Source organism: Bacillus sp. FSL K6-0923 (genome assembly GCF_038630825.1).
GTDB lineage: Bacteria > Bacillota > Bacilli > Bacillales > Bacillaceae > Bacillus > Bacillus pumilus.
The window spans coordinates 1910678-1927557 of sequence record NZ_CP152044.1 but is presented as its reverse complement, the minus strand read 5'-3'; the positions used below and the strand labels follow the sequence as shown (position 1 = coordinate 1927557).

General features: G+C 42.3%; 15 protein-coding genes. 12 read left to right on the top strand and 3 right to left on the bottom strand.

The window, feature by feature from the left end; translation table 11 throughout:
* Positions 1 to 7 precede the first annotated feature (7 nt).
* From MHI16_RS09620 to MHI16_RS09595, 6 genes are all read left to right on the top strand, one after another.
* Positions 8 to 481, top strand: a complete 474-nt coding sequence (locus MHI16_RS09620; RefSeq protein WP_058014916.1) for a GyrI-like domain-containing protein — start codon at positions 8 to 10, stop codon at positions 479 to 481.
* A 37-nt stretch (positions 482 to 518) separates the two neighbouring features.
* Entirely contained in the window at positions 519 to 1238 is a 720-nt protein-coding gene (locus tag MHI16_RS09615) for an MBL fold metallo-hydrolase (RefSeq protein WP_268467654.1), read from the top strand.
* Positions 1239 to 1241: 3 nt separating this feature from the next.
* A complete protein-coding gene (locus MHI16_RS09610) occupies positions 1242 to 1814 on the top strand; it encodes a TetR/AcrR family transcriptional regulator (protein ID WP_268467653.1) in 573 nt (190 codons plus the stop codon).
* A gap of 148 nt (positions 1815 to 1962) precedes the next feature.
* Positions 1963 to 2844, top strand: a complete 882-nt coding sequence (locus MHI16_RS09605; RefSeq protein WP_268467652.1) for a hypothetical protein — start codon at positions 1963 to 1965, stop codon at positions 2842 to 2844.
* Entirely contained in the window at positions 2807 to 3412 is a 606-nt protein-coding gene (locus tag MHI16_RS09600; protein WP_058014920.1) for a DUF4166 domain-containing protein, read from the top strand. The genes MHI16_RS09605 and MHI16_RS09600 overlap by 38 nt, the downstream gene beginning before the upstream one ends.
* Positions 3405 to 5036, top strand: a complete 1632-nt coding sequence (locus MHI16_RS09595) for a YndJ family protein (protein ID WP_342497939.1) — start codon at positions 3405 to 3407, stop codon at positions 5034 to 5036. Before MHI16_RS09600 ends, MHI16_RS09595 begins: the two co-directional genes overlap by 8 nt.
* On the opposite strand, the gene MHI16_RS09590 is transcribed toward MHI16_RS09595, so the two are convergent.
* Positions 5026 to 5505, bottom strand: coding sequence for a site-2 protease family protein (locus tag MHI16_RS09590; protein ID WP_003216048.1), 480 nt, complete (start codon positions 5503 to 5505; stop codon positions 5026 to 5028). The genes MHI16_RS09595 and MHI16_RS09590 overlap by 11 nt on opposite strands.
* A gap of 231 nt (positions 5506 to 5736) precedes the next feature.
* Here MHI16_RS09590 and csaA point away from each other — a divergent pair, with 231 nt between their 5' ends.
* From csaA to MHI16_RS09575, 3 genes are all read left to right on the top strand, one after another.
* Entirely contained in the window at positions 5737 to 6069 is a 333-nt protein-coding gene (gene csaA, locus MHI16_RS09585; RefSeq protein WP_003215734.1) for a chaperone CsaA, read from the top strand.
* 513 nt (positions 6070 to 6582) lie between these two features.
* Entirely contained in the window at positions 6583 to 7974 is a 1392-nt protein-coding gene (locus MHI16_RS09580; RefSeq protein ID WP_058014922.1) for an MFS transporter, read from the top strand.
* 23 nt (positions 7975 to 7997) lie between these two features.
* Positions 7998 to 9602, top strand: coding sequence for a glycoside hydrolase family 43 protein (locus tag MHI16_RS09575; RefSeq protein ID WP_268467650.1), 1605 nt, complete (start codon positions 7998 to 8000; stop codon positions 9600 to 9602).
* Between the two features lie 49 nt (positions 9603 to 9651).
* On the opposite strand, the gene MHI16_RS09570 is transcribed toward MHI16_RS09575, so the two are convergent.
* Positions 9652 to 10812: an ROK family transcriptional regulator gene (locus MHI16_RS09570; RefSeq protein ID WP_268467649.1), complete on the bottom strand. Its 1161-nt coding sequence runs from the start codon at positions 10810 to 10812 to the stop codon at positions 9652 to 9654.
* A gap of 214 nt (positions 10813 to 11026) precedes the next feature.
* Here MHI16_RS09570 and xylA point away from each other — a divergent pair, with 214 nt between their 5' ends.
* From xylA to MHI16_RS09555, 3 genes are all read left to right on the top strand, one after another.
* Positions 11027 to 12364, top strand: coding sequence for a xylose isomerase (xylA, locus tag MHI16_RS09565; RefSeq protein WP_268467648.1), 1338 nt, complete (start codon positions 11027 to 11029; stop codon positions 12362 to 12364).
* Positions 12365 to 12399: 35 nt separating this feature from the next.
* Positions 12400 to 13899: a xylulokinase gene (gene xylB, locus MHI16_RS09560; RefSeq protein ID WP_268467647.1), complete on the top strand. Its 1500-nt coding sequence runs from the start codon at positions 12400 to 12402 to the stop codon at positions 13897 to 13899.
* Positions 13900 to 13989: 90 nt separating this feature from the next.
* Positions 13990 to 14676 carry a glycoside hydrolase family 11 protein gene (locus MHI16_RS09555; RefSeq protein WP_268467646.1) on the top strand — a complete coding sequence of 229 codons (687 nt, stop codon included), beginning with the start codon at positions 13990 to 13992 and terminating at the stop codon, positions 14674 to 14676.
* A gap of 44 nt (positions 14677 to 14720) precedes the next feature.
* Here MHI16_RS09555 and MHI16_RS09550 read toward each other — a convergent pair whose 3' ends face one another.
* The gene (locus MHI16_RS09550) at positions 14721 to 16763 is read right to left on the bottom strand and encodes a molybdopterin oxidoreductase family protein (RefSeq protein ID WP_268467645.1); all 2043 of its coding nucleotides are present in this window, start codon (positions 16761 to 16763) and stop codon (positions 14721 to 14723) included.
* Between the last annotated feature and the right edge of the window lie 117 nt (positions 16764 to 16880).

Genomic DNA, 16880 nt, shown 5'->3' with positions numbered 1-16880 from the left:
AGAATGTATGTACGATATCGTGACATTAGAGAAACAATGGATAAAAGGGCTGTCTGTTCGAACAACAAACGAAATGGAGCAAACAAAAGAGCGGAAGATTGCTCCACTCTGGCAGCAATTTTTTGCGCAGCAGCTTCACGGAGGGCAAGCGCCCGTCATAGGATTGTATTCAGATTATGAAAAAGATGAGCATGGCTCTTATTTATTTACTGCTGGGCAATTCGTGGATCAGCAGTTAGAACATATCATAGAGATTCCTGCCTCCGCCTACGTAAAATTCCGAACGAGAAAGGGTCCGATTGAAGAGGTCGTGTGGGAAACATGGCAGCAGATTTGGACGTGGGATGAGCGCCATTACCGCACATATACAGGCGACTTTGAATGGTATGACGAAAGATCTATAGATCCAAAAGAAGCGCAAATTGATATTTATATTGCGGTTGATGAAGAAATGCTTGCTAAAACTAATAGTATTAGTTAATATAAAACTAACAACATTAGTTTTAGGGGGACACTTGATGAGATTGACAACTTTTGACCGTCTGCACCAGCTCACATTGATGCCGAGATTATTCCCGGTAAACTGTTATGTTTTTGAGGAAGAGAATGGACTGATCTTAATTGATGCTGCTTTAAAAATGGCAGCAAACTCGATCATCGAATTTGCTCGACAAAAGAACAAGCCCATCCACAAAATCATTCTCACCCATAGTCATATGGATCATATCGGTGCATTAGATGAAGTGAAAAAGGTTTTTCCAGAGGCTGTCGTCTATTTATCAAAACGCGATGCCCGCCTATTTGAGGGTGACTTGTCCTTACTTCCTGGCGAACCCCAGCAAAAAATCAAAGGCAGTTTTTCGAAACATATTCGTACAAAACCGGATGTGCTTGTCGAAGAAGGGGATGAGATTGGACCGCTGAAAGTTATTGCAACACCAGGGCACACACCTGGCAGCATATCCTTATACGATGAAAGATCAAAAGTTGTGATTGCTGGGGATGCCCTTGTGACAAAAGGCGGCTTATCTGTTACGGGTGAATTTCGCTGGTCTTTCCCTTTCCCGGCTTTTGCTACATGGGATGCAGAAACCGCACTCAAAAGCGCCGAAAAATTACTGGCACTTCGCCTATCCTGTCTTGCTGCAGGACATGGCGATCTCATTATAGAACCTCATGAAAAGCTTCAAGCTGCCGTTCGAAAAAGGCAGCAGCAGCTGAAGAAAGGGGAGCAGTAAACCGTGTCTCCAAGAATGGGAATCACGCAAGAAAAAATCATCGATACAGCAGCTGCATTTGTTGATGAAGAGGGTTTTTCTGCTTTGACCATTGCTACATTGTCTAAAAGACTGAACATCAGACCACCTTCTCTTTATAATCATGTATCTGGTCTTCATGAAATTCAGGCGGCACTCGCAGAAAAAGGGCTGTCCATGCTACGTGAAGAAGGCATACACGTAACAGAGGGGCTGGATAAAGAAGAAGCTGTGTTAGCCTTTGCCAAACAGTATGTTCAATTTGTCCGCGAACATCCAGGTCTTTATGAAGCAGCCTTTTCACATATGGAGGAGAAAAAAGTAAGAAGTGAGGCAGAGCGCCTTGTTGAATTTGTCCAATCCATCATGGCCCGTTTTGGTGTCAAAGAAGAAGAGATGACACATGTGGTCAGAGGACTAAGAAGCTTATTGCACGGCTTCGGTGATATTTCAAATAAAAATGGATTTCAACGAAAAGAACAGCTTGAAGACAGTGTGAGCTATGCGGTCAAGCTTTATATCTCAGGTGTGTTGCAAAAAGAAGATCTGTCTCATTGACAGGTCTTTTTTTGGTAGTGAATCGATATGTTTTAGAGGCGGTCATCTTGAAGCAATTTTTTGACAAAAAAAGAATAAAGATTTGACAGTTTTGTGAAACATGGTATGATTATTATGTGAAATAATTCACATAGAGGAGAAGAGGCAGATGAAAAGAAAGCCCGTTTATGTGGAAACAACCATTCATGCACCGATAGAGAAAGTATGGGAGTATACGCAAAATCCAAAGCTTCATGAACAATGGGATTTGCGCTTTTCAACCATTTCATTAAATGAACCTCAAAATGAACAGCCCCAATCCTTTTTGTATGAAAAGCATCTTGGGTTTGGTTTAAGTGTCACAGGGACAGGAGCTTATCGAACAAGAATGATGGATGAACGGAAAGAGCGGGCATCCTCACTTCATTTCAAATCGTCACACCCATTGTCTTTTATCAAAGAAGGCAGCGGCTACTGGAAGTATATGAAAACAAGCGATCACATTGTGTTTCAAACTCAATTTGATTACAAAACGAAAGAAGGAAAAGGATGGACATGGGCAGACCGGATTCTTTTTCGCCCAATGATCGGGTTTATGACAGCCTTTAGTTTTGGTGCATTAAAGACGTGGCTTGAAAAGGGAACGCACCCTCGGTTATTACTAGAGAGAACCCTTGCTCATTACGGGATTTGTTTGCTGTTTGCCATCGTCTGGCTAAGCCAAGCAGCCATTCCTTTTTCACATTCAGCTTTTGATCATAGCACGAGTTTCCGATTGTTTTATGCGCTTTTAGGCGTATCATGGCTAATTCCCAAACTATCAAAGAAATATCTCTTCATTTTACAAAGTATGTTTCTTCTCATTATGCTTTGTATAGGGATCCTATCCCCGCAAACGACGCTTTATGAGCCGCTTGTGATGAGTGCATTTTTCATTTTGTCGATTGCAGGTATGATCAATCTAAAAGATTGTGTAGATGTATTTTCAATCAAGCGAAAAAGGGGAGGTAGACATGGTCGTTCATCGTCATCAAGTAAAGGATTACGATAAACTGCATCCAAAGCTAAAAGAGAGATACAACCGCGCGTTTTCTGCTGAAGGTACTATGGAGGAAATAGGCGGCGGGTCAAGACTCATTCGGTTGATCTTCAGAATGGGTCCACTGTTTCGTTGCTTTTTCCCCGAGCGAGGTAAAAACATTCCTTTCCAAATTGTGAACGAGCCCTTTGTGACAAATAAGGGGGAGGAAGGGATGCACTGGTATCGAACGTTTTATTTCCCAAAGAAGGAGCGGCACTTTGATGCAGATATGATCATTGATCAGGAGAGTCATACAGTACTAGATTACTTTGGAAAGCCTAGACTTCTTGTGTCAGAGCTTCATTTTACAGTAACAAAGCATGGTTTCTTGCACATCCAATCCGGCCGGCAGAAGTTTTTGATGTTCAGAAAAGAATGGCCGCTGCCTTCATGGCTTTATGGTGTGTCAGATGTAACGGAAGGCTACGATGAGCATGCAGGTGAATATACCATTGATGTCCACGTGAAAAACCGCCTGTTTGGTACTCTTTTTACATATAAAGGCCGTTTTACAGAAAGGATGGCTCATGATGAATAAGTGGCATTTGACATCCAGTCTGATCTTCATGTCTTGTTTTATTGCTACCCGTTTCATGACAGGCCGGGTAGCAGAATTTTTTGTTCTCATGGCGATTCTATTTTTTCTTCCCGCTGCCTTACACTTTTTTGAGAAAGAAGGGAAGAAACACAAGCCAGGGATGCTGATCGGCTTTTTAATGAAAGCCTTTCCACTAGCGGCTCTTTGTGCAACCGCTGCTTTTATCTATCATTCCGCTTGGTTCGCATCGGGATGGCTTTTATATACAATCTTATTGGCGTTATTTGGCTTTTCTCGTTTATTGAAAAGAGGAATCTTTCCGCTTCATGAGCTGATGATTGATGGCGCTTGGATGTATCTCGCTTTAGGGGGTCTGTGGTTTTGGCTATACACAGCAGATATACAGGTGATGACATTTTCGCCGATCATTGTTCTTTTGACCGCTATTCATTTTCATTACTCCGCTTTTTTTATTCCGCTTTTTTATGGATTATTAGGGAGGCAGCCAGCAAAAGAAACAGCTTTATACAAAGCGGCGGGATGGGTGATTTTGCTGTCGCCTCTGATGATTGCTGTTGGGATTAGCTTTTCCCGTCTATTTGATACGTTCAGCGTCATTCTTTATGTGATGGCCCTCTACATATATGGCTTCCTTTGTGTGAAAACAAGATTTCGGTCAACTTTGGCGAAAGGTCTCGTTGTGTTTTCTAGCTTTGTTTTAATGGGGACGATCGTGCTATCACTTCTTTATTCCGCAGGTATGCTGATGCGTGTGACCTACATTAGCATTGATCAGATGATTTGGTTTCATGGCAGTATCAATGCTTTTTTTGTGATTTTGCCAGGTTTGATTGGCTGGCTGATTGAAGGATCGAAGGATCAATTAAAGCAGAAGAACTTTCCGATTTCGAAAGTGCATGGCCGGTTTCAGATGATCTCGATTCAAGAGGACAGCGCGCATGACTCTGAGAAGCTGGGTTTAGTCGATTCTCTTGATGAATTAAATGGAAAGACGTTTTCAGCTGATAGGGTGTCACCCGTGATTCGCAGATTTTATGAAGACCCTATGGCATTCACATTAAAAGCAGCCGTCAGCTTTCATTGGTGGGTAAGGCCGTTTGTTTTTTTAATTCAGCCAATGTTTAAGAAAATAGGTCAGCTTTATTTGGGGTTATCTCGTCATCCATATGAAATGAAGGGACGTCTGACTAGATTTCAACATCCGAAGGAAGAAAGGAAAAATGTTCGGGCTTGGGTACGTCACAACGCAAAAGGAGAGCAAGTCTTTTTTGCACTTTATGCTCTTCATTACGATGCAGATGGGGGTTATTTGAACATTGCGCTGCCACTTCCTTATTCTCAGCTGACAGCTATTTTAAAGCCTTTTAATGAGAAAGAAGATTTTTTATTAAAAAGCACATGTCCAAAAGGCAGTACCGGTGACGAAGGATTGTATTTGCATACGCCTTTTATCACCATGAAACTGCCAATGGAAGAAAGCTTTCATATGAAGCCGCAGACGGATGAAAGTCTCACAGCGGTACATCAAATGAAGCTGTTCGGTATTCCTTTTTTAACGATTCATTATCATATTGACAGTGAAAGTCAGCGTGTTAGTCAATGATGTCACATGGTTCACCGTGCCGAATGATGTTTACAATTGCTTGCCCATCACTCGGATGATGATCTGCATATTGGACTGGCAGAAGTGCAAAAAATACATAGTAGACTGAGAAGTAAGCAAATTGATAGAAAAATTGGTGCTCTGGCAGGAAATCATTGGCGATCATTGTGTTCAGTATGAGAACACTGAGCAAGTTGCATAATGAACCGCCTAAGTAGACAAGAATGTGCGACAATCGGTTATTTTTCCTCATTTCTTCATAGTGGCAAAATGCATCTAGAAAATAGATCCGTCTAATTTCAACGACGCCTACTTTCAACACTTTTTTGCCTCTGCCAAGCGCAAAGGAAACCTTTGCTCCAAACATCCACGCGACCACAATATGGCCAAGTTGATGCAGGATGGCAACAATAGGAAGAATGACAAAAAACGACCAGCAAAACGTCCACATATCTGATAGTGTAAACAAGTGTGAACCCTCCCCAAATTATTCGAGAGGAAGCAGTAGGATTATTTGCCATTCTACCGAATTCATTTTTAGGATGCAAACATTTAATACGCGACTATAAATTTATTATGTAAACTATAAAGATGATGTTAACGCTGTATAGGCTTTTTGAACCTCCTTTTTGACAAAATGAATGTGCTACAATGGATAATCAATAGAATACGTTATCTTTTACGAAGGGGAGAGAATCAGATGGCAGATATTGAACAGTTTTTGGCGTTAGATATTCGTGTTGGAACGATCATAGAGGCAGAATTTTTTGCAGAGGCAAGAGTGCCTGCGTTGAAACTCAAGATTGATTTTGGCGAAGAAATCGGTGTGAAGCAATCTAGTGCTCAGTTGACAAAGCGTTATACAGCGGAGAATCTTACTGGCAAACAAATCGTAGCGGTCGTTAATTTCCCGCCAAGAAGAATTGCTGGGTTCAAATCAGAAGTGCTTGTCTTAGGAGGCATGCCGTCAAAAGAAGACGTGGTTTTGCTAGCGACAGATGAACCGGTTGAGAATGGAACAAAAATAGGGTAAGAAAAAAGACATCTTCCTAAGAAGATGTCTTTTGCGTATTGAGGCGGAATAACCACACGCCACATTCGTGTGTGTCTCAAAGAGACATGTTACCCGACTTACACAATTCAGCTCATCGCTTGATTAATATAGCATGGGATGAGCTTGAATGCAACCAATAAATGAATTCTTTTAGATTTTCATGTCATTTCAAAAGATAAATGACAAGATATCGATTATTTGGATTATTTTTTCAAAAAATATTGAAAAGTCAGATCAGATTTTATAAAATGAATTCATCTTAGTTTGTTTAGTCAATAAACTAAGATGAATTTCAATTATCGAACCCTATATTGAAGGAGATGATTCTGTCATTCGACTGTTTTGCTGCGTATTTGGGCTAAGCTGAAAGGATGAGATGTTCAGCTACATTTTTATAACAAATTGAAAGCGCTTTATATTCCGCGTATTGATTGCTGCTGCCCTCCATCATCTGTTCGTTAGAAGAGGGTAAGTGAAGAAGGGAGAAAGCTCATGGTTAGTGAGAATTTAAAGAAGATTCGTATGTCTGAAAAAGTGGGATATGCTTCAGGGGATTTCGCATGTAATTTGATTTACGCAACTGTCTCTACATATCTATTATTTTTCTATACAGATGTGTACGGTTTATCAGCGGCAGCAGCAGGGACGATGTTTTTGGTTGTTCGCGCCATTGATGCACTTGCAGATCCATTTATTGGTGCATTGGTGGACCGGACGAACAGCCGTTTTGGCAGGTTTAGACCTTACTTGTTATTTGGTGCGTTTCCTTTTGTCGTACTTGCCATCCTCTGCTTTACAACACCTGATTTTTCCGAAATGGGTAAACTCATTTATGCCTACATCACGTATGTTGGTTTATCGCTTACATACACATTCATCAACGTTCCTTATGGTGCTTTAACTTCCGCAATGACAAGAAATAACCAAGAAGTTGTTAGTATTACGTCCGTTCGCATGGTGTTTGCCAATCTAGGCGGTCTGGTTGTGGCTTTTTTTGTTCCTTTTCTTGCGACCTTTTTAAGTGATACGACAGGAAATACAGCACTTGGCTGGCAGATGACGATGGCTTTTCTCGGCGTTCTTGGCGGTGCATTATTGATTTTCTGTTTTAAAAGTACGAATGAACGTGTCACGCTTCAAAAGCCAGAGGAAAAGATTAAATTCAGTGATATTTTTGTCCAGTTACGAGTGAATCGCCCGCTTGTTGTATTAAGTATTTTCTTTATTATTATTTTTGGTGTGAACTCGATCAGCAACTCTGTTGGGATCTATTATGTGACGTATAACCTTGGCAGAGAAGATTTAGTAAAATGGTACGGACTCATTGGCAGTCTGCCAGCTTTAATGGTGCTGCCGTTTATTCCGAAGCTGCACAAGTTGTTAGGTAAGAAAAAGCTGCTGAATTATTCTTTATCGCTGAATATCGTAGGTCTTCTTGCCTTACTTGTGATACCGCCGAGTCAAATCACGTTAATCCTGATTTTCAGACTCGTTGCTGCTGCGGGTAGTATTACAGCCGGTGCATACATGTGGGCACTCATTCCTGAGACTGTTGAATATGGCGAATATAAAACTGGAAAAAGGATGGGCGGACTTATCTACGCAGTCATTGGATTTTTCTTTAAATTTGGGATGGCATTAGGCGGGATCGTTCCGGGGCTTGTACTCGATCGATTTGGCTATGTTGCAAACCAAATACAGACGCCAGAAGCATTGCTTGGCATTTTAATCACGGTAACAGTGATTCCTGTATGCTTACTGATTTTAGCGATGATTGATATTAATTTTTATAATTTAGATGAAGAAGAGCACCAAAAAGTCGTGAGGGAGCTTGAGAATAGGGATCAAGTATATATCGATCATATGGATGATTTTAAAATGTAGGTCGTGAAAGAGGAGGAAGTTGAATGAAAATTACCAATCCAGTGCTCAAAGGATTTAACCCGGACCCAAGTATTTGCCGTGTAGGAGAAGATTATTACATGGCGGTCTCTACATTTGAATGGTTTCCAGGGGTGCAAATTTATCATTCGAAGGATCTCGTCCATTGGCGGCTTGCTGCGCGTCCTTTGCAAAAAACGTCGCAGCTGGACATGAAAGGGAATCCTGATTCTGGCGGAGTATGGGCACCGTGCCTAAGCTATGCAGATGGTCAGTTTTGGCTTATTTATTCAGATATTAAAGTAGTGGATGGTCCATTTAAAGATGGTCATAATTATTTGGTTACGGCAAGTGAAGTTGACGGTGATTGGAGTGAACCGGTTAAGCTTAATAGCTCTGGCTTTGATCCCTCTTTATTTCATGACCAAAGCGGCAAGAAATACGTTTTAAATATGCTGTGGGACCATAGGGAAAAGCACCATTCCTTTGCAGGTATTTCCCTGCAGGAATATAGCGTGACGGAAAAGAAACTCATTGGCCAGCGGAAGGTCATTTTTAAGGGCACACCGATTAAATTGACAGAAGCACCGCATCTTTATCACATCGGCGATTACTATTATTTATTAACAGCAGAAGGAGGCACCAGGTACGAGCATGCGGCAACAATTGCCCGTTCCCCGCAGATTGAAGGGCCTTATGAGGTTCATCCTGATAACCCAATTTTAAGTGCTTTTCACACGCCTGAACATCCGCTTCAAAAATGCGGGCATGCTTCCATTGTTCAAACGCACACAAATGAATGGTACCTCGCTCATCTGACTGGCCGCCCTATTCAATCAAGCAAGGAATCTATTTTTCAACAGAGAGGGTGGTGTCCTTTAGGAAGAGAGACAGCGATTCAAAAGCTTGAATGGAAGGATGGCTGGCCGTATGTTGTGGGCGGAAAAGAAGGATCGCTGGAGGTTGAAGCGCCAGCGATCAACGAAAAGATTTTTGCTCCAACACACCATACAGTCGATGAGTTTAAAGAATCAACGTTAAATAGACACTTCCAAACATTAAGAATTCCTTTTACTGAACAGATCGGTTCATTAACGGAAAAACCTACTCATTTAAGGTTATATGGTCAGGAATCTCTCACATCTAAGTTTACCCAATCCTTCGTTGCAAGGCGCTGGCAAAGCTTTTATTTTGAAGCAGAGACAGCTGTGTCGTTCTTTCCAGAGAATTTTCAGCAAGCCGCTGGTCTTGTAAATTATTACAATACGGAAAATTGGACTGCGCTTCAGGTGACATATGACGAGGAACTTGGCCGTATTCTTGAATTATCTGCCTGTCAGAACCTTTCCTTTTCTCAGCCATTGACACAAAAAATCGTCATTCCAGAGGAGGTCACCTATGTGTATTTAAAAGTGACCGTTCAGAGAGAAACTTATACCTATTCTTATTCTTTTGATCAAAAAGACTGGAAGGAAATTGATGTGATATTTGAATCTAGCCATCTATCTGATGACTTCATCCGAGGAGGGGGATTTTTTACAGGGGCATTTGTCGGCATGCAGTGCCAGGATACAAGCGGCGAGCGTCTGCCTGCTGATTTCAACTATTTCCGTTATGAGGAAACAGAATAAATAAAAAAAGACAACACGGTAAGAGCTGTCTTTTTTATTGAAGAATCTGTCATGGTGAGAGGGTGGCATCTTGCAGAAAGGCTTCAATGACGAGTGAAGTCATCCCTAATACCGGTGCGTTATGTCCTAATGACGAAGGAAGCAGCTCGACATGTGAACTGAATTGAGTATCTATCCTTGAGGATACCTCCTCTTGAATCACACGTAAAACCGCTGGCTGCGATTCAATCACCTTGTTTCGTAAAATAATCGCTTGCGGGTTAAAGGTATGCAGGACGTTTGTGAGACCGACCCCAAGGTAAAAACCAAAGTTGCGCAGGGCATTGAGCGTTTTCATATCATTGAACGTCGCCAGTTGTTCCACATCTTGGTGAGAGATGGGCTGATCATTTGTTTGAAGGGACTGAAACAAGGCTTTCTCAGATGCATACAGCTCCCAGCAACCACGGTTTCCGCAGCTGCATGTTGGTCCATTAAAGTCGATGGTCATATGTCCCATTTCACCAGAAAAGCCGTATGCGCCTCTGTATAAATGATGATTGATAATGATTCCGATTCCAATGCCAGTGCCGATGCTGGCATAGATCAAATGATCATAATGTTTAGCGGCACCAAAGATTTTTTCACCATATGCACCGGCATTTGCTTCATTTTCAATAAAGACCGGTACTTGGAATGCATCTTGTAGCGTTGTTTTCAGGTCAACATTTTTCCATTTAGAATGAGGCGTAAACACGATCTGTTCATCAGCATCCACTAGCCCGGGAATACATAGGCCAATACCTATGAGCCCGTATGGGGAAGAGGGGATTTGGGTCATCAACTGCTGTATTAATTCAGTTAATATTCGTATGGTCACATCAGGAGCGCTTGATGGGAGCCTCATCTGCTCCTCATGAAGGATGGACCCTTCAAGGTCGGTTAAAATGCCGTTGACATAATCAACGCCGACATCAATCCCGATGGAGCAGCCAGCACGTTTATTAAACATGAGTAAAACCGGCCTTCTCCCGCCGCTGGACTCACCTTGGCCGATCTCATAGACGAGCTGCTCTTTCATTAATGTATTTACTTGAGAGGAAACCGTCGATTTATTTAACCCAGTGCGTTCAGATAATTTGGCTCTAGAAATTGGCGCATGCTGGAGAATTTCTTTTAATAATAGCTTTTGATTTATTTTTTTCACAAAGTTCTGATCAGCGATATCCATGTTATCCACTCCATTTGTTTCGTCTTTAGATTAAGTGAAGAAAAAAGCTGTTTTTCTTCGTCTGTAATCTGTAAGAAGGATGATTTTAACTTTATTATAACGAAAATATTTCTAAAAAACTAAAAAATATGGAAAATTCAAAGTGAATGGATCATCAATTGAACATTAGTTTGTTGAATCAACTTACAAAGTGAAATCATAGGAGGAATAAAAGATGGCCAACTCAAATATGAAAACGTTACACAGCTTAGAAGGAATCGGAAAAATACAATTTGAAGGAAAACAATCAAAAAATCCACTCGCTTTTAAATACTATGATCCAAACGAAATGATTGGCGGAAAAACAATGAAAGATCACCTGCGCTTCTCAGTCGCTTATTGGCATACATTGACTGCTGATGGAACAGACATGTTTGGAACTGGCACGATGCAGAGAGCCTGGGATTCCTATAGCGGAATGGATTTAGCAAAAACTAGATTGGAAGTAGCCTTTCAACTGTTTGATCTATTGGATGTACCGTATTTTTCGTTCCATGACCGTGACATTGCACCGGAGGGAGATACGCTTCAAGAGACGAATCAGCAATTAGACATCATTTTAGAAAGAATGAAAGAATACATGCAAGATAGCGGAGTCAAGCTGCTGTGGAACACGGCCAACATGTTCAAGCATCCTAGATTTGTACACGGCGCAGCGACATCTTGTCATGCAGATGTCTTTGCCTATGCGGCCGCACAGGTGAAAAAAGGGATTGAAACAGCTAAAGAACTTGGCGCAGAAAATTACGTTTTTTGGGGAGGACGAGAAGGATACGATACTCTGCTGAATACTGATATGAAAAGAGAGCTTGACCACATGGCGTCATTTTTGCATATGGCTGTTGATTATGCAAAGGAAATTGGATACATTGGCCAATTTTTAATTGAGCCTAAGCCAAAAGAGCCAACCACTCATCAATACGATGCAGATGCAGCAACATCTATCGCCTTTTTAAAGCAATACGGATTAGATTCCCATTTTAAATTGAACATCGAGGCGAATCATGCGACGCTTGCTGGTCATACGTTTGAGCATGAATTACGCATGGCGAGAATACATGGATTGCTCGGTTCAGTGGATGCGAACCAAGGAAATACGCTGCTTGGCTGGGACACTGATGAATTTCCAACCGATTTATATGCCACAACGCTTGCTATGTATGAAATTCTGCAAAATGGCGGACTAGGTACTGGCGGTCTCAACTTTGATGCAAAAGTTAGAAGAGCTTCTTTTGAGCTTGAAGATATTTTGTATGCCCATATTGCGGGGATGGATGCATTCGCAAAAGGGCTGCGGGTCGCTCATAGACTCATAGAAGATCGTGTGTTTGAAGATGTGATCAAGCACCGGTATCGCAGTTTTTCTGAAGGGATTGGACGTGACATTTCAGAAGGAAAGGCAAACTTTCATACATTAGAAGAGTATGCGCTCAAACATCCTTTAATCAGAAACGAATCGGGAAGAGAGGAACAGTTAAAAGCCCGGTTAAATCAATACTTATTAGAAGATTGATTGAAGAAGCGGACCTGTTTTGAAGGAGTGAAGACATGAAGTATGTAATGGGAATTGATCTTGGAACGAGCGGAGTCAAAGCCATATTAGTCGATGAGGATGGAAAGGTGTGCGGCGAGGCCACTAAGCTTTACCGCCTCATTCAAGATAAACCTGGATATTGTGAGCAGAACCCAGAGGAATGGGTTGAGCAAACAGTGGCTGCGATGAAAGAACTGATGGCAAGGCAGCCTGCCTTTTCAAAGAAAGTAGAGGGCATCAGCTTCTCTGGACAGATGCATGGTCTGGTTCTTTTAAATGAATCCCGTGAGGTGCTCCGCCCTGCGATTTTATGGAATGATACACGAACAACAGCGCAATGTACACACATCACAAAAAAGCTGGGGGAACGACTGCAAAAGATTACGAAAAATCAAGCGTTAGAAGGATTTACACTGCCAAAATTATTATGGGTAAAGGAACATGAACCAGAAATTGATCAACAAATCGACATGTTTTTACTCCCAAAAGATTACGTCAGATTTCGTTTAACAGGTTCTGTTCATATCGATTATTCAGATGCAGCTGGCACCTTGTTATTAAATATTGGAGAGCAAGCGTGGAGTGAAGAGATTTGTCAGGCATTTGATATTCCTCCTCATATTTGTCCGCCGCTTATCTCATCAGAGGAAGAGGTCGGTACACTCTTGCCGCACATTGCACGTGAGGCGGGGATTGAAGAGGGCGCAAAAGTGTTTGCTGGCGGGGCAGACAATGCTTGCGGAGCAATTGGAGCTGGCATTTTATCTTCTGGCCGCACGTTATGCAGCATTGGCACATCTGGCGTCATACTTTCTTACGAAGAGGATCATGAAAGAGCGCTTCAAGGAAACTTGCATTTGTTTCATCACGCAAAAAAAGATGCTTTTTACACAATGGGTGTGACGCTTTCAGCAGGATATAGCTTGAACTGGGTAAAACATTTGCTGGCTCCAGAAGAATCGTTTCAATCGCTTTTAGAGGGTGCGGTTGATGTCGCGCCTGGAGCGAATGGATTGCTCTTCACACCCTATTTAGTAGGAGAAAGAACACCTCATGCGGATTCTATCATTCGTGGAAGCTTGATCGGATTAGACAGCCGGCATGAAAGGGCACATGTCGTCAGGGCTGTGCTAGAAGGGATTACTTTCTCGTTAAATGAATCGATCGCTTTATTCAGGCAAGCTGGGAAACACATAGATTCAATTGTCTCCATTGGAGGCGGTGCAAGAAGCCGGACATGGCTTCAAATGCAAGCAGACATTTTTCAGGCTGAGGTCATCCAGTTAGACAATGAACAAGGGCCTGCTTTAGGAGCAGCTATACTGGCCGCCGTTGGCTGCGGCTGGTATCCGTCGCTTGAAGCATGTGCGGAACAGTTTATCCACCAAGCAGCTGTCTATGAGCCAGAGCAGCAGCATGCAAGTATATATGCTGATCTATTTCATCTGTATCAAAAGATCTATACACAAACAAGAGACATCCATGCCGGGTTAGCGAAATATCGTTCCATCTAGCAGAAAAGGGTGATATGAAAGGAGGTGGTGGGCTCGCTTCATCTTAGAGAAGGCAGAACAATTTTATTGAAAAAAGGAGAGGGATGAAAAATGAATTTGAAAAGATTGAGGCTATTGTTTGTGATGTGTATTGGATTTGTGCTGACACTGACGGCTGTGCCAGCTCATGCGGAAACGATTTATGATAATAGAATCGGCACACACGGCGGATACGATTTTGAATTATGGAAAGATTACGGAAATACGTCAATGACACTCAATAATGGCGGCGCATTTAGCGCACAATGGAACAATATCGGAAATGCTCTGTTTCGAAAAGGGAAGAAGTTTGATTCCACTAAAACTCATCATCAACTTGGCAACATCTCCATCAATTACAACGCAGCCTTTAACCCAGGCGGGAATTCCTACTTATGTGTCTACGGCTGGACACAAACTCCATTAGCTGAATACTACATTGTTGAGTCATGGGGCACTTATCGCCCAACAGGAACGTATAAAGGATCATTTTATGCCGATGGCGGCACATATGACATTTATGAAACGCTACGTGTCAATCAGCCTTCTATTATTGGAGACGCTACCTTTAAGCAATATTGGAGTGTACGTCAAACAAAACGTACGAGCGGAACTGTATCCGTCAGTCAGCATTTCAGAAAATGGGAAAGCCTAGGTATGCCAATGGGGAAAATGTATGAAACAGCATTAACTGTAGAAGGCTACCGAAGCAACGGAAGTGCGAATGTGTATACCAACCAGCTGATGATTGGACAATAAAAGAATACAAAAAAGCCAGCAGATTTTGCTGGCTTTTCTTCTGTCTATGATCGTTTTTCAACTTCAACTCTGCCAGAAAAGAACGTCGCACCGCCGCCCATATCTGCCAGCCGATCAGGTGTTAGTCCATTGACTAGCTGTTTTTTGCCTTTTTGATCTGCCCATAATCCTTGGCTCACCACAACACCGGATAAGACATTTTGACCAACTGACACGACAAGCTCGCATTCACCCCGGTCATTCAGCACACGCACCATGTCACCATCTTCAATCTCTCTTGCCTTTGCATCCTCTTCATTCATGTGAAGCTTAGGAAACTTCTCGAGCTTTTGGTGCTTTTCATGAAGTGAGAAGGTCGAGTTAAGAAAATTATGATTCGGTCCAGGTATGAAGGTAAGTGGATATTCGCTTTCTTGATAGAGCGGCACATAAGTTGGAAGCGCTGGATACCCGTCTTTTTTCATTTGTTCCGAATAAAGCTCAATTTTCCCGCTTGGGGTAGAGAGCCTTAAGTCTTGGAAAGGTCCTCTTTTTGCTTTAATCCATTTCTTTTCTTTTAATGCCTCGTATGAAATGTCCTCATAATGCGGATTTTCTGGATGATGAAGGGCTTGTTCCATGAGTTCCGCATCTGTCTCGCGGAAGGCTGCATCTTCAAAGCCCATCGCATGGGCTAACAAGCGGAACACTTCTGTATTGGATTTGCTTTCTCCATAGCGTTCAATCACTGGCTCTTGAATTTGAATATAATGGTGCCAGTATGATGTATAGAAATCCTCATTTTCAAAGGCGGATGTGGCCGGCAGGACAATGTCTGCATACTTAGCTGTCTCTGTTAGAAATAGGTCGTGAACCACTGTAAATAAATCCTCTCTCAGCAAACCTTCTCTTACTTTATTTGCTTCAGGCGTCACAACAGCTGGGTTGCACGAGTAGACAAAGAGTGAATCAATGGAAGGCGCTGCATTCGTCAGCACACTGCCTAGCTGATTCATATTAAATGATCTTGGCGTGCGTTCCTTTAATAAATCCGGCCGCTGAAGAGCTGTTTCATTATAGCTCAGAAAAGAAGAGTTTGATTTCATCGCACCGCCTCCCTTGTAGAGCCACTGGCCAGTCAGGGCAGGGAGGCAGGAAATGGTACGAATACTCATCCCGCCATTATCATGGTGCTGCAAACCATTGCCAATACGTATAAGAGATGGCGATGTCTCTGCGTACATTCTTGCGAGTGTCACGATGTCCTTTTTTGAAACCCCTGTGATCCCCTCAACAGTGTCTGGATCATACTGCTTCACATGCTCACGCAGCTCCTTATGACCGGTTGTATAAGTTTCTAAAAAGGCTTCATCTGTCAATTCTTCTTTAAAAAGAACATGCATGATGCCAAGGGCAAGGGCACTGTCAGTACCAGGTCGAAGCGGAATGAACCAATCTGCCATCCGTCCGGTTTGGTTTTTGTGAACATCAATCACGACAATCTTTGCTCCTTGCTTTCGGGCTTTTTGCGCGAGGGTGATTTGATGCATATTGGTCGACACAGCATTGATCCCCCAAAAGATAAATAGTTTCGTATGAATGGTGTCTTCTGGGTCAGTCCCGATGCTTGCACCCATTGTATATTTATAGCCAGTCGTTCCTGCTGACTGACAGATGGTCCGGTCTAATTGACTTGAACCAAGACGATAGAAAAAACGGCGGTCCATGCCTTCTGCATTCAGATTGCCCATATTTCCATAGAAGCTGTATGGCAGAATACTTTCTGGACCTTTTTCTTCAATGAGCTTTGTCCATTTTTGCCGAATGGTTTCAATGGCTTCTTCCCACGTAATCGGAGCAAATTGTCCATCGCCTTTTCGACCAACACGCTTCAAAGGAGTGGTCAGCCGCTTTTCATCATATAAACGGGCTGTGACATTCCGCACTTTGTTACATATATTGCCTTGGGTGACGGGGTGGTCTGGATCTCCCTGCACTTTTACGATCTTTCCATTTTCTTTATGTATCAAAAGACCGCACTGATCTGGGCAATCTAACGAACAAACTGATTTGAATATTCCGTCTTTCATTGCTGTAAAATCGGTCATGAATTTTTGGCTCCTTTTCTGAAATCCGTTATCTCTTTATATGGACTTTATTTTAGCATGTTCGGAGATGGAAGGTAAGAAAGAGATGATGAATTGAAGAAAATGAAAAAAAGCCCC

Bases quoted from the DNA above. Each gene is read 5' to 3' on its own strand.
- MHI16_RS09620 (WP_058014916.1), top strand. From the start codon at position 8: ATGTACGATATCGTGACATTAGAGAAACAATGGATAAAAGGGCTGTCT.
- MHI16_RS09615 (WP_268467654.1), top strand. From the start codon at position 519: ATGAGATTGACAACTTTTGACCGTCTGCACCAGCTCACATTGATGCCG.
- MHI16_RS09605 (WP_268467652.1), top strand. From the start codon at position 1,963: ATGAAAAGAAAGCCCGTTTATGTGGAAACAACCATTCATGCACCGATA.
- MHI16_RS09600 (WP_058014920.1), top strand. From the start codon at position 2,807: ATGGTCGTTCATCGTCATCAAGTAAAGGATTACGATAAACTGCATCCA.
- MHI16_RS09595 (WP_342497939.1), top strand. From the start codon at position 3,405: ATGAATAAGTGGCATTTGACATCCAGTCTGATCTTCATGTCTTGTTTT.
- csaA (WP_003215734.1), top strand. From the start codon at position 5,737: ATGGCAGATATTGAACAGTTTTTGGCGTTAGATATTCGTGTTGGAACG.
- MHI16_RS09580 (WP_058014922.1), top strand. From the start codon at position 6,583: ATGGTTAGTGAGAATTTAAAGAAGATTCGTATGTCTGAAAAAGTGGGA.
- MHI16_RS09575 (WP_268467650.1), top strand. From the start codon at position 7,998: ATGAAAATTACCAATCCAGTGCTCAAAGGATTTAACCCGGACCCAAGT.
- MHI16_RS09570 (WP_268467649.1), bottom strand. From the start codon at position 10,812: ATGGATATCGCTGATCAGAACTTTGTGAAAAAAATAAATCAAAAGCTA.
- xylA (WP_268467648.1), top strand. From the start codon at position 11,027: ATGGCCAACTCAAATATGAAAACGTTACACAGCTTAGAAGGAATCGGA.
- xylB (WP_268467647.1), top strand. From the start codon at position 12,400: ATGAAGTATGTAATGGGAATTGATCTTGGAACGAGCGGAGTCAAAGCC.
- MHI16_RS09555 (WP_268467646.1), top strand. From the start codon at position 13,990: ATGAATTTGAAAAGATTGAGGCTATTGTTTGTGATGTGTATTGGATTT.
- MHI16_RS09550 (WP_268467645.1), bottom strand. From the start codon at position 16,763: ATGACCGATTTTACAGCAATGAAAGACGGAATATTCAAATCAGTTTGT.